The organism is Micromonospora sp. BRA006-A, assembly GCF_033433935.1.
Classification (GTDB): Bacteria; Actinomycetota; Actinomycetes; order Mycobacteriales; family Micromonosporaceae; genus Micromonospora; species Micromonospora aurantiaca.
The window spans coordinates 5,259,092-5,270,629 of record NZ_JANCLW010000001.1; the positions used below are offsets into that span (position 1 = coordinate 5,259,092).

General features: G+C 71.4%; 15 protein-coding genes. All 15 read right to left on the reverse strand.

All coding sequences use genetic code 11. The annotated features are described in order from the left end of the window. Nucleotides 1–2: 2 nt before the first annotated feature. Nucleotides 3–722 carry a hypothetical protein gene (locus NMK34_RS23885; protein ID WP_318335296.1) on the reverse strand — a complete coding sequence of 240 codons (720 nt, stop codon included), beginning with the start codon at nt 720–722 and terminating at the stop codon, nt 3–5. Further along, nucleotides 719–1,795, reverse strand: a complete 1,077-nt coding sequence (locus NMK34_RS23890) for a DUF5047 domain-containing protein (RefSeq protein ID WP_318335297.1) — start codon at nt 1,793–1,795, stop codon at nt 719–721. Before NMK34_RS23890 ends, NMK34_RS23885 begins: the two co-directional genes overlap by 4 nt. Beyond that, nucleotides 1,792–3,021, reverse strand: coding sequence for a carbohydrate binding domain-containing protein (locus tag NMK34_RS23895; RefSeq protein ID WP_318335298.1), 1,230 nt, complete (start codon nt 3,019–3,021; stop codon nt 1,792–1,794). The genes NMK34_RS23890 and NMK34_RS23895 overlap by 4 nt, the downstream gene beginning before the upstream one ends. Further along, nucleotides 3,021–4,775: a hypothetical protein gene (locus NMK34_RS23900; RefSeq protein WP_318335299.1), complete on the reverse strand. Its 1,755-nt coding sequence runs from the start codon at nt 4,773–4,775 to the stop codon at nt 3,021–3,023. The genes NMK34_RS23895 and NMK34_RS23900 overlap by 1 nt, the downstream gene beginning before the upstream one ends. Then, entirely contained in the window at nt 4,768–5,226 is a 459-nt protein-coding gene (locus tag NMK34_RS23905) for a hypothetical protein (protein ID WP_318335300.1), read from the reverse strand. The genes NMK34_RS23900 and NMK34_RS23905 overlap by 8 nt, the downstream gene beginning before the upstream one ends. 107 nt (nt 5,227–5,333) lie before the next feature. Then, complete coding sequence (locus NMK34_RS23910) at nt 5,334–5,699, reverse strand: hypothetical protein (RefSeq protein ID WP_318335301.1); 366 nt, start codon at nt 5,697–5,699, stop codon at nt 5,334–5,336. Next, nucleotides 5,699–6,109 carry a hypothetical protein gene (locus NMK34_RS23915; RefSeq protein ID WP_318335302.1) on the reverse strand — a complete coding sequence of 137 codons (411 nt, stop codon included), beginning with the start codon at nt 6,107–6,109 and terminating at the stop codon, nt 5,699–5,701. Before NMK34_RS23915 ends, NMK34_RS23910 begins: the two co-directional genes overlap by 1 nt. A 1-nt stretch (nt 6,110) precedes the next feature. Continuing rightward, nucleotides 6,111–6,452, reverse strand: a complete 342-nt coding sequence (locus NMK34_RS23920) for a hypothetical protein (RefSeq protein ID WP_318335303.1) — start codon at nt 6,450–6,452, stop codon at nt 6,111–6,113. A 2-nt stretch (nt 6,453–6,454) separates the two neighbouring features. Next, nucleotides 6,455–6,856, reverse strand: a complete 402-nt coding sequence (locus NMK34_RS23925; RefSeq protein WP_318335304.1) for a hypothetical protein — start codon at nt 6,854–6,856, stop codon at nt 6,455–6,457. After that, entirely contained in the window at nt 6,844–7,647 is an 804-nt protein-coding gene (locus tag NMK34_RS23930) for a head-tail connector protein (protein WP_318335305.1), read from the reverse strand. Before NMK34_RS23930 ends, NMK34_RS23925 begins: the two co-directional genes overlap by 13 nt. Before the next feature lie 10 nt (nt 7,648–7,657). Further along, nucleotides 7,658–9,229 (reverse strand): hypothetical protein, encoded by a 1,572-nt coding sequence (locus tag NMK34_RS23935; protein WP_318335306.1) that lies wholly within the window; start codon nt 9,227–9,229, stop codon nt 7,658–7,660. A gap of 19 nt (nt 9,230–9,248) precedes the next feature. Further along, nucleotides 9,249–9,677, reverse strand: a complete 429-nt coding sequence (locus NMK34_RS23940; protein WP_318335307.1) for a hypothetical protein — start codon at nt 9,675–9,677, stop codon at nt 9,249–9,251. Beyond that, nucleotides 9,677–9,826 carry a hypothetical protein gene (locus tag NMK34_RS23945; RefSeq protein ID WP_318335308.1) on the reverse strand — a complete coding sequence of 50 codons (150 nt, stop codon included), beginning with the start codon at nt 9,824–9,826 and terminating at the stop codon, nt 9,677–9,679. The genes NMK34_RS23940 and NMK34_RS23945 overlap by 1 nt, the downstream gene beginning before the upstream one ends. 164 nt (nt 9,827–9,990) lie before the next feature. Further along, complete coding sequence (locus tag NMK34_RS23950; RefSeq protein WP_318335309.1) at nt 9,991–10,203, reverse strand: hypothetical protein; 213 nt, start codon at nt 10,201–10,203, stop codon at nt 9,991–9,993. Between the two features lie 14 nt (nt 10,204–10,217). Then, on the reverse strand, nt 10,218–11,537 hold the full coding sequence (locus NMK34_RS23955) for a phage major capsid protein (protein WP_318335310.1): 1,320 nt from the start codon (nt 11,535–11,537) through the stop codon (nt 10,218–10,220). Nucleotide 11,538: the final 1 nt, after the last annotated feature.

The following is an 11,538-nucleotide window of genomic DNA, read 5'->3' on the forward strand; positions in this document are numbered from 1 at the left end:
GGTCATCCTCTCCGCCACGAAATGGCCAGGGTGAACGCCGGGGACCAGGAGCCGCGGCCGGCGAACCGCACGTACGGCGAGCCCGACGAGTCGTAGACGGCCAGGCCACCGGCGGTGCCGTCGACCATCGCCTGCGCCCACGCGTCGGGGATCGTGAACGTCGTCTGCGAGCCGACCGCGATCGACGGGCCGGCCGTGGTGGAACCCAGCGTGGGGGCGCCGCCCGGCCGGGTGGCCTGTGTGACCAGCCGCAGCGTTGTCGACTGCGCCGCGTACGTGCCGGCCGACAGGCGCTTGACCTTGATGGTGGCTTTCGTGACCGTCGCCCCCGCCAGCGACCGGGGCTTGCGGCCGTAGAACACGGCGCCGGTGTGGTTGCCCCAGCCGCCGTACTCGCCCTGGTAGACGTCGGTGTTGTCGGAGCGCCACCCGTACGACGGCCGCCACGACCTGGTCTCGACCGGGGCGACGATCAGCGTGCCCGTCGTGATGGTCGGCTTCGGTGGCGGAGGGTCGTCGTTCGGCGGCGCAGTCGGCGCCGACGCGAACACCCGCGCGTACGCGAACCACTGCGCGCCGACCCGCTCCACCAGCAGCACATCCCCGGCGGCCACGGTCAGATCCCGGGCCACCTGCACTGTCGTCGACACGCCGTTCACCACGGCGGTGACCGTGCTCCCCGACTTCGCGGATGTGGCTGTGACCAGACGACCGCCGCTCACGTCAGGCTCCTCACCGTCAACGTCTGCGCCCCACCGCCGGCCGTGTACGGCAGCGTCAGCGCCTCCACCACACACGGCAGCCCGGTGTAGTCGGCGGTCGTCACCGACACCGTGTCGCCGGTCTGAAGACCCGGGTGCGGCACACAGGCGATCTGGAACTCCAGGCTGGTGGTGCGCTTGAGCCGCGACAGGACCGTCTGCGCCGCAGCGGACGCCTCCGCGACCGTGGTGAGCAGCGGCGACTCGTAGTAGTAGGGGACGGCGAGCGGGTTGAACGGGCCGCCGTACGCCTTCGGCCCGGTGTAGTCGTAGGCGACGCCCTGCACCTGCCCGCCGTCCGCGGCCGTACCGCGCGCCACGACCGCGTTATACGCCCGATCCCGGGTGGACGCGCCGGTGGCCTGGATGACGGTTCCGCCTGCCCCGTCGGTGAGCGCGAGCACGGGCGTCAGCGACGGGCCCATCGGGAACACCGACAGGTAGCCGTCCTCTGTGACGACCGCGTCGGCGCCCCACGCGTCGAGCAGTTCCATCACCGCGCCGAGCCGGTCCTCGTCGTAGTTGATGCCGCCGGGGACCGCCCGGTCCGACAGGCCCTCGACGACGACGGTGAGCGCCGGCTCGATCAGCCCCTGCAACGTAGACGTCAGGGTGCCGGACGGCTGGAACGGCGACACCAGCCGCGCCTCGTCCACCAGGGCCAGGAGGCCGACGGCGTTGACGGTGATGGTGTCGGCGTCGGCGTTGGTTTCCTGCACCACGAACCAGCCGCGCTGGAACCACTCCACCTGGTCGCCGCCCAGATCCACGCCCAACTGGACGCGCAACCTTTGTCCGTTCGCCGCGAGGGGGTGGTCGTCGGCGACCGGCGACCACGACATGCCCCGGTCGTAGCGGGGCACCGTCAGCGTCACTCGCTCCGGCACCCGCAACGACCGATCCGACTCTTCCGACGCCGCCGACACGGGCACGTCATCGGCGAGCAGCTCGTCGCCGCGCCACGACTCCACCGCAAGCCGCAGCCCGTACGAGCGGGTCAGCACCGACAGCGCCTCAGCAGACAGGGTGATCATGCGAACTCCGCCTGGGCCAGGGCCAGCAGCGACGGGAAGTCGCCGGACAAGCCGTTGAGGCTGATGTACGCCCGCCGCAGCACCGCCTCGTCGATGTACACGGTGTGCCCCGACGGCGGGGTGCCGCCCATCGACACCGGCACCGACATGGCCTGCGTCGCCGTGGACGGCGCCACCCCGGTCACTTCGAGGTACGTCCACGTGCCGGCAGGCACGGCGGCGAGCGTGCCGAGGGTAGTGGCGACGATCGACGCGCCAGCATCACGCCACAGGATCGCGCACTGCATCGTCCGGGCGACCGTGGAGCGGACCCACGCCGACAGCCGATACGCGACCCCGGCGGTGACGGGCACGTTCTCGGAGCGTGCCTCCACCGACGCCGCCGCGCCGGTGGGGGTGAGCAGCAGCGACGCCGCGCCCTCGTGGAACTGTGCGGTGGAGCGGGCCACCGACCCGCCCAGCGCCGACCACGACGCCGCGTTCGTCTCGAAGAACGGGTTCGCGTTGAGAACCGGCCCGGCCACGTCGTACGTGTCGGCGATGTCCTGCAACGTCGTACCGCGGGCTTCGAGGGCGGGCGCCCAGCCTTCCACCTCGGCGACCTCCGCCGACACCGTCCGCCGAGGATCCGAACCGTCCTGGCTGAACCGGCGTTCGGAGACGCTGAGGACAGCCAGGTACGAGTCGATGCCGGCGTAGCCGCCCGGCTGCCGAACCTGAACCACACCGCCAGTGGCAGTCGACAGCACACTGACCAGGTCGTCGAGAGCCGCCGTGGACGCCGCGTAAAACTCGACGTCGCTGGTCGGCTGCCCCATCGGCCCCGACACGACGACGGTCCGACCGCCGACGTCGAACGTCGTGGCCTGCCGGGTGCGGGCCTTGTCCGGCCACGCCATGATGACCGTCTCCGCCGACTCGCCGGTGATCGCGTCGGTGACGGCCACCTTCCCGCCCGGCAGCGCGTAGGTGGTGGCAGCGGTGGCGTACTCGATGTCGCCGTTGACGACGGCCACGTACGTCACGGGGACACCGAACGGCAGTTCCGCGTCGGTGCGCAGGAACGACGAGTCGGCGACAGCAGCGGATTCGCCGGCACGGACCAGGGTCCGCTGCCCGCCGGCCTGCCGGTACAGCTCGACGGCGTCGCCGATGGTGAGGCCGGTGACGGACACGAGGACGCGGGGCGGCCAGGTGTCCTGCTTGACGGCGGTGATAGCGGGCATCAGCGGGTACCCACCTTCTGCCGCCACCGCTCCCGCCGCCGGTCCTGCTCGACAGCCTGGGCGGTCATCTGACGGAAGGGCGCACCGTCGAGAAGCACGTTCACGGTGGACTGGACGGACACGGGCGTGGGTCCGCCGGTGCGGGACGTCGAGCCGTCCGCCCCGGACCGCCATCCCGCTGCGCCGGCCGCGCCGTCGAAGGTGAGTTGGCCGCCGCCGGGCATCCGGTGGTTGCCGCTGCGCAGCACCTGCACCGTGATGGTGACGGTCTTGCCCTTGATCGTCTGGATGCTCTTCTTGATCGTCTCAACCTGCGACGCTGCCGTCTTGGTGTTCACGTTGACGTCGGTCTTCACGTTGCGGGGAATCGTCAGCATCGACGCGGCCAGCTCCTCGGCGGCCTTCTTGGACATGCCCGCCTTCTGCGCCATCGCGACCAGCCGTGCACGGTTCGTCGCGTACGCCTCCGACGCCTTGGCGGCGCTGATACCCGACCGTTCCCCGGCTTCCGCCTCCGTGTTGAACGCCTGGGCCATGCTGAGCAGCGCCGTCTTGTTCGCGTCGGCGCGCTGCTTGCTGGTCATCTTCGCCTTGGCGTTCTCGCGGATCGCCGCGGACGCCTGCCGGGTGGCGTCGCGGGAAGCGATCTGCGCCTGGGCCAGACCGATGTTCGAGTTGACGGTTTCCCGGGCCGCCTCGTTGGCCTTGGTGATGCCCTTCGCGGCAGCGTCGGCGTCCGCCCCCAGCGCCTGGAAGCCGCCAGCGAGGTTCAGCGCCGACCCCGTTGCGCCCGCGCTGGTGCCCGCGAACCGTTCCAGGGCGGCCTTCCCGCCGGGGATCTTGTTGACGAAAAACTCGAACGCCTCGACCAGGAAGTTGATCGCCTTTCCGGCCTGGTCGATGGCCCCGGCGACGATCGCGAGCGTGACCTTCAGGGCGGCTGCCATCGACACGCCGTTGTCGGACAGGCTCGCGAACACCTTGCCGATCGCGCGGCCGATCATGACGATGCCGTCGCCGATGGCGGCGACCACCGGGCCGGCCTTCGTGACCGCCTTGGTGATGCCGTCAACGGCCAGCTTCGCGCCGAGGCCGAGCGACTTCGTCAGCGGCCCCACCCACGTAGCGGACACGTCGAAGATGCGGCGCAGGTCGGGCAGCAGCGCCCGGAACCCGGAGCGGGCTTCCTTGATCGCGTTGAGGCTGGCGGGGACGAACCGCTTCGCGGCGTCCTGTAGCCCGGTGCCGATCTCCTCTTTCAGCCCGTCGAACGCCGACGCCACCCGGGCGTCCTTCGCGGCGATCATCAGACCGCCGACGACACCGCCGAGGCCCGCGCCGCCGACGATCGCACCGGCCAGCGCCGGACCGGCGGCTGTCGCCGCAGCGGCCAGCACACCCATCAGGGCGATCTGGACGTACGGGCCGGCAGCCGACACGGCCTTGGACAGGCCCCCGCCGATCGTCGCCCCCAGCTCGCCGATCTTGGAAACGGCGGACCCGATGCCCCGCGCGAACCGCTTACCGGCGCTGTCGCCGGAATGCGCCCACCGCGATGCCGCACCCGACACCTTCGACAGGCCGCGGCCCCACTGACTCGCGATCTGAGACGCCGCCGACATGCTCTTCTTGCTGGCGGCATCGACGTCCCGGTACGACTTCTGGACCTTCTTCAGGTTCCGGTCAACCGACCCGACGCCCGCCCCGGTCTTGTCCCGCATGAGGACATCGATCTCGACATCGCGGTCAGCCACGGCGGATCACCTCCAACGCCTTGTCCACGGCACGCACCGCGGCATCCCGCCACTGGTCGACATCAGTCGACGGCTCCGAGAAGAACCCCGGCTTCACGTTCTGGAAGTGCCAGTCACCGGCGCCGCGGCGACCCCACGACGGGGCAGCCACCCGGCCCTGGTCGATGCGCCGCAGATCCACCTTCGGCTGCTTGTCCGGGAACCCCTTGCGGCGGCCCTTCAACGTCACACCGGCCGCCCGGCCCTGAAGCTTCACCCGCGCCGTCACCGACAGCTTCGACACCCACAGGCCAAGCCCACCCCTGGACGGCAGATGACTCTTGGCCCGCGCCCGGATCGCTTTGCGCACACCCGGCACCGGCTTGCGGATCTCCCGCGCCAGATGGTTGGTGACCTCCCGGCGGCGGTCGAAGTTCCGCATGTCACGGATCAGGTCGTCGATCGAGCCCACCGGTCACCTCCGTTGCGCCCGCCGCGCCGCAGCGTCTTGCTCCTCGATCAGGTCCTCCAACGTGGCGAGGTCCCGTGCATGCCAGGCCAGCAGCCCGGCCGGTCCCGTCAGTGGCTGCCCGGTGCGCCAGGCGAGAGCGACAAGGTCGCCTCGGACGGAACCGGCAGGCCAGGGTCCGGGTCGGTGAACTCCGCCTCACCGGACTCCTCGGGGTCGGCGGCCTCCACGCACACCTCGTCGAACTGCTCCCAGGTCATCGGCTTGCCGTCGACCTCGGACAGCAGCCCGCGCCGCGACATCGCGGACCAGGCCAGCCAGCGCAGCGCCAGCATCGGCGACCGGGAGTCGATCTCCGAGAGCAGGCAGCCGAAATCCTGAACCTCCCAGCGGGCGACGTCCCGCTGGTCAGCGACGACGTTGTGAACGGCGCCGTCTTCCATCTCGACGCGCAGCGCGATCTGGATGCGGGCCATCAGGCACTCGTCCCGAACACGGGCTGGCCGACGACCGGCAGTTCCAGTTCCTGCGTCGCCCACTCGCCCTGGTCGCCACCGAACTCGGGCATCAGGGCGAGCACGGTGAACGTGGCGGTGGCCTGCCCGGTTCCGGCGCGCGGCTGAAGCACCACGTCGACCTCACCGCCGTTGGCGTCGCGCAGCGCCTTCGCGAGGCCACCGGCCACGTTGATCTGAAGACCACTGATCTCGAACGTCCAGACCGGCGAGTCGACGTCCTGGACGACACCGTCCGGCACGAGGGTCCGCATCGTCTGGATCGGCTGGTCGGGGACGAGCCGAGCCTTGTTGACCTGGTTGGCGTACTCGACGCCGTCGATGGTCACGACGGCGTTCTTGATGACGTGCGCGCCGGCGGCAGCAGGCATCTCATTCACTCCTTAGCTGGAATTGCAGGGCGAAACGTTCGTTGTCCCCGTCGGGGATCGTGAGAGGTTCGATGCGCTCCACGAACCCCACCGGCGTCAGCGCATCCACCAGTTCGTTGACGTGCCGCTCAACCCACCCGGAAGAGCCCGGCCCGTCCTGCGGCAGCCACACCAGCACCCGCCACAACACGGTGAACGCCCACCCGTCGGCCCGTTCCATCGGCCCGAGCAGCGGCCACGCGTCCCCGACGCGCGGCTTCGCCGGCCGGAACGCGTGACCGGTCACATCGGGTGCGGACGACAGCGCATCCACCAGGGCCTGTCGGCCCGCGGCGAGGTCCATGCTCAACTCCAGAAGACGGGCCGCTCAGTGAGCGACACCTCGGTCAGCAGCGCCTCCGTCGGCGTGCACACCCGCGGCCGGCCCGCCCACGTGCACGCCGCCACGTCGACACCGATCGACAAGCCGTGCACCCCACCGGCGGCGTACGCGAGAGCCAGATCCCCGTCGCGGCTGCGATCGGCGCGCAGCACCACCCACAGGCCGCCCAGACTGTCGTGCATGTCGACGAGTCGGCCCGCCCGCCGGGACTGCACGTGATCGTGCAGCAGCCACACCCGGGCGGCTGGCCGCAGCGTGCCGTACGCGTACCGCCAGAGGCGGCCCCGGGCGAACCCCACCGGCCCGTACGGCACCGCCACACCGGCGATCGTGCGCGCCACCCGGTCGACGATCAGGGCAGCCATCCGCCCTGCTCATACGGCTTGAGTAGCTCCCGGACCCGGCGGGGCACGAAGAACCCCAACCGCACCTCACCCGGCACACCCTCCTCCGCCGAGTCGGTGTCGAACGGGCTGTAGTCGCCGCCGAGCTGCGGCCGGAAGTTCACCTGCGCCAGTTCCTTGGCGGCGAGCCGGATCGACGGCGGGGTGACCGTGCGGCCAGCCCGGTAGGTGACCGCCACCGTTCCCGCCCAGCGGGCGCCGGAACGCGTCAGGATGCCCGTCTCCGGGTCCACCTGCCACGCGCCGTCGGCGAGCGTCGTCCCGTTCTCCACCACCGCGGTGACGGAGATGACCGGCGGCCTGCGCAGGATCAGCGTCCCCGCGCCACCGGTGTGGGTTTCGGTGACCGTGCGCGGCAGCACCGGCCCGACGATGTCCTCCACAACCTCGGTGACCGCGTCGATGTACCCGGACAGCTCCTCATCCTGGGAGGTGTCCGCCGGGTCGATGTTCAGCTGCTTCTTCACCTGGGCCAGGCCGACGATCCGCAGCGCCGGTGCGGTGATGTGCACCTGGTCGGAGTCCACCGCGACCACGGCGCCGCTGACCTGCCACACCCGCAGCCAATCGCCGGCCTGGTCGTAGGTGACCTGCGCCGTGTACACCCCGAACAGCGGGTTGTCGACCGCCGGAGAGGCCGTCGTGCCGTCGGGTTTGGTGAGGGTCAGCGCCACGTCCGCGTTGGACAGGTTGCCCTGCTCGTCGCGGACCTCCAGGCGGAGGGTGTCACGCTGGCCCAACAGGTACGACACGTGCGCCTCCTCAAGATCCGGCCGTGGACGTGAGCCGCCCAGCGGCGGAGGTAGCGGCAACCCGCGCCCCCTCGGCGCGGACCACCGTCCGAGGGGACACCGCCGACGCCGCGAGCTTCCCCGGCCCGCCCGGCACCGGCGTGGGGCCCAGCGACGGCGCCGCCGCCGCGACCGGCAGCACCACACCAGCCGGGACGACTACCGTCGACCAGCCGACCGACGGCCCGCCCACGACGACCGCGACCGAGACACCAGCGGGAGCAGCCGACCGCGTCCACGCCACCCTCGGAGCGCCGGCAGCCACCGGCACCGACACCCCACCTGGGGCGACCGTGCCAGGCCACGACGCGCCCGGTGACCCGACAGCCACCGGAGCGGACAGCCCAGCCGGAGCAGCCGCAGCAGACCACACAGCGCCAGGCCCGCCGACCGCCACAGGAACCGACAGGCCGTCCATCGTCGCGGCGCCGTCCGGGAGGCCCGGCTCGCCGACCTCCACCGGAACCCCGGCACCGTCCGGCTCCGCTATACCCGTCCAGCCGGCGGCAGGGCCACCGACCGTGGCAGGCGCCGCCACACCGGCAGGACCGGCCGTAGCCGACCAGCCGACGCCCGGCTCGCCGACAACAGCAGCGACCGTCACACCGTCCGGGCTCGCGTCCCCCGACCAGCCCACTTCGGGGCCGGCGAGCGACACCGCAGCGGACACACCATCCGGGGCCGCTGACACCGCCCAGGAGACACCGGCCGAGCCAACCGCCACCGCAGCGGCGAGTCCCGCCGGAGCCGCCCCCAGGGCGCCGTCTACGGCCGGGGAGCCGGCCGCCGCCGGAGCAGACACCCCTACCGGCACCACCGTGAACCCGCCGGCCACGGACGGTGCGCCCACCTCGGCCGTCACCGACAGGCCGTCGGGGCTGACTGTCGCGTCGACCGACGCCGCCGCCAGTTCCAGCAGCAGGCCGATCATCGACCCGGTCACATCCGAGCCGACCGCCTCGCCGCCGTACGAGCCGGACGCGCCGACCACCCGATACGCGGCACCCATCCGCAGGTTCGCCGAGCCGGTCGCCCGCGACGTCGCGTGATCGACGACCTCGGTGTACGCCACCGCCGGGGACAGGTTCGTTGGGATCGTGCCCGACGCGACCCGCACATGCGCCGCGGCGACCAGCGCCGAGCCCGCGGCCACACCGGTCAGGGTCGGCAGTGTCACCGACGTGCCCGACGCGGTCGCCGTCGCGGCCTGGGCCACGCCGGTGACGTCGCGGAGCACCAGCAGTTCCCAGCCGCCGGTCATCGCCCCGTTGATGGCGATCGTCGGCGCGCTGTCGCCGGACTGGAGAACCCGCGACCAGGCGTACATGCGGCTGGACCCGGACTCCGTCACCGGCCACGACACTCCCGGCAGGGACGTCCAACCGGCCGGCGTCGACATGTTCAGCGAGCCGCCCGACACATGCCCGACCAGCACCGCCACGTCGCCGGCCGCCCAACCGGACGGCAGCGACGTCGGCAGGCTGTTCGAGGTGCCCGCCGCGGTGTTGCCGGAGGTGGGCGTGCCGACGACAGAGACCGCCACGACGCCCTCCCGGGTCCGGTCAGCCGACCTTCAGGATCTTCGGGTTCGTCGCGGGCCAGGTGATCGTCACCGTGCCGGTGCCCGGCTGGATCGGCAGGCCCGTCCCGGTGTCGTACCAGGCGATCACCCGCTGGCTCGTGGCCGCGACGTCGGCGCCGCCGGCCGCGGCGGACGACTGGAACAGCAGCAGCCCATGGTTGCTCGCGGACGCCGTCGCCGAGATCGTGGTGTCGTCGGCGTCGAACACACCGCCCGTCACCGTCTTGCCGGTGAGGGCCGCCGACGTGCCGTTGATGGTGCCGCCCGCGCCGGTGACGTCCGAGACGTGGCGGTGGGTGGCCGTGAACGTGTAGCCGCGCACCAAGGCGACCTTGACGGTGGCGGTGTCCAGGTCGATCGACCCGTCCAGGATTCCTTCCGTGAACGGCGTGAAGTAGCCGTTCGCCATCAGGACCCCTTGGACTTGTTGGCCGCCGTGCGGCCCTTGTTCGCGGGCGTGCTCGCCTTGCTGCCGGTCTCGGCCGGCGACTCGGCCGGCGACTCGTCGACCAGCTTGGCGTCCGGGTACAGCTTCACGTCGGCGTCGCTGAGCTTCATGATCGTTGGGTAACCGTTGTGGGTCACGTGGTACTTCCGAGCAGATCCCACGGTGCGATCCCTCCTCGCGGGGATGTCGATGGGTGTGCCGGTGCCGGCCGGCCCGCACGAGACGTGCGCCGCCCCGCAGACAGGACAGCCGGCACCGGACGAACGAATGAGCATCAGGGCGCGATGACGCCAGCGGTACGCAGCGCGGCCAGCGCGGCGTTCAGCTTGGTTCGCAGCGCCGACACGTCGGCACGCAGCGCGTCGTACTCGGCCTTCGTCGGGTTCGCACCCGCCGCCACCACCGAAGTCAGCGCCGCAGCGTCAGCGACCGCGGCGGCCCGCTTACCGGCCCGCTTCGCCCCCTCGTCGGGGTTCAGGTACGCCATGTCACAGCCTCCGATCAGGGGGTCATGTCGATCTCGACGAAGGCGTTCGGCTGGAGCACACCGAACGCGTCGCGCTGCTCACCGAGGATCGCGACCAGGTTGCGGATGAAGAAGTCCGCGTGCGAGTCGGTGATGCTGATGTTCGCCTGCTCCCGGCTCCACCGCACCGCCTTGCGCCAGTCACCGACCCACGGGGCGCCCTCGGCGACCGCCTCGCACTCCACGACCGGCAGACCCCACACGGTCGGCTGGCCCTCCCGGGCCGGCCCACCGAAGTAGTAGCGGTTCTCGTTGTCCTGGAGCAGGTCGACCCGCTCCCAGTCCGCCGGGTTCATCACGTACGCGGTCGCCCGCGACCGGCCCACCGTGCGGACCTTCGTCTTGGCCTTCCGCAGCGTGGTGAGGATGTCGGTGTCGTACGCCTGCGTCTGCGTGCCCGACACGGTGTTCAGGCCCTCGAAGTTCTCGCCGGTGCCGTCACCGTTCATGATCTGGTCTTCCAGCTCCTCGGCCAGGCCGTAGCGCAGGAACTCGTCGATCAGCGTGCGGACCTGCCCGGCGTCGGCGATGGCCCGCTTCGTCGCCGGCAGCCAGTGCGCGATCGTCTTGACCGCGGTGGTCACCTTCTGCAGGGCCAGACCGGACTCCGGCTTGTACCCGCCACCCGTGTTGTTGACCAGCGCGCCCGCCCCGCCCGGAGCGGTCGGCGCCGCCGAGCTGGTCGCCTCCGGCACCGGCGCGGCGTTGTTCGTGATCGACGTGACCCGCACGTACTCGATCGCGTCGCTGGTGGTGTTGCCGTTGGTGATGATGTCGACGAGGCTCAGCGGCCGCCGGAACGCGTCCAGGCCGACCTGCAAGCCGATGTTGTCGTTGACGACCAGCGCGCCCGCGCTCGTGTCGGACACACCGGTGACGAGGGCCTTCGCGCCGAACGGGTCCGACTGGACGCGCTGGCGGTCCCCGAAGCGGCCGTTGTTGGCCTGCTTCATCATGCCCCGGTAGGCGTCCGACTTGACGAACGCCTGACCCAGGGTCTCGCCCTTGCGGGGGGTCCACAGGCCGTCGATCGGCTGGTTGTGGCTCTTGGAGCCGGGCTCGAAGGTGATGCCCTCGCCCAGGTCGCCGAGCTGCTTGGTGAGGTCGTTGTCGGCCTTCGCCTGGTCGATGCGGGCCTTGATGCCGTTCGCGGTCTTCACCGCGTCGGTCACGCGGGTGCGCTCCTCGTCGGTGAGGTCACGCTTCTCCGCCTCCGCCTTCGCGGCGATGTCCCGCGCCGGGGTCAGCGCGTCGGCCAGCTCCTTGCGGAGCTTCTCCATCAGTGCGGTGCTCATG

Bases quoted from the DNA above. Each gene is read 5' to 3' on its own strand.
- NMK34_RS23925 (WP_318335304.1), bottom strand. From the start codon at position 6,856: ATGGCTGCCCTGATCGTCGACCGGGTGGCGCGCACGATCGCCGGTGTG.
- NMK34_RS23950 (WP_318335309.1), bottom strand. From the start codon at position 10,203: ATGGCGTACCTGAACCCCGACGAGGGGGCGAAGCGGGCCGGTAAGCGG.
- NMK34_RS23915 (WP_318335302.1), bottom strand. From the start codon at position 6,109: ATGCCTGCTGCCGCCGGCGCGCACGTCATCAAGAACGCCGTCGTGACC.
- NMK34_RS23955 (WP_318335310.1), bottom strand. From the start codon at position 11,537: ATGAGCACCGCACTGATGGAGAAGCTCCGCAAGGAGCTGGCCGACGCG.
- NMK34_RS23945 (WP_318335308.1), bottom strand. From the start codon at position 9,826: ATGAAGCTCAGCGACGCCGACGTGAAGCTGTACCCGGACGCCAAGCTG.
- NMK34_RS23940 (WP_318335307.1), bottom strand. From the start codon at position 9,677: ATGGCGAACGGCTACTTCACGCCGTTCACGGAAGGAATCCTGGACGGG.
- NMK34_RS23895 (WP_318335298.1), bottom strand. From the start codon at position 3,021: ATGCCCGCTATCACCGCCGTCAAGCAGGACACCTGGCCGCCCCGCGTC.
- NMK34_RS23890 (WP_318335297.1), bottom strand. From the start codon at position 1,795: ATGATCACCCTGTCTGCTGAGGCGCTGTCGGTGCTGACCCGCTCGTAC.
- NMK34_RS23920 (WP_318335303.1), bottom strand. From the start codon at position 6,452: ATGGACCTCGCCGCGGGCCGACAGGCCCTGGTGGATGCGCTGTCGTCC.
- NMK34_RS23910 (WP_318335301.1), bottom strand. From the start codon at position 5,699: ATGGCCCGCATCCAGATCGCGCTGCGCGTCGAGATGGAAGACGGCGCC.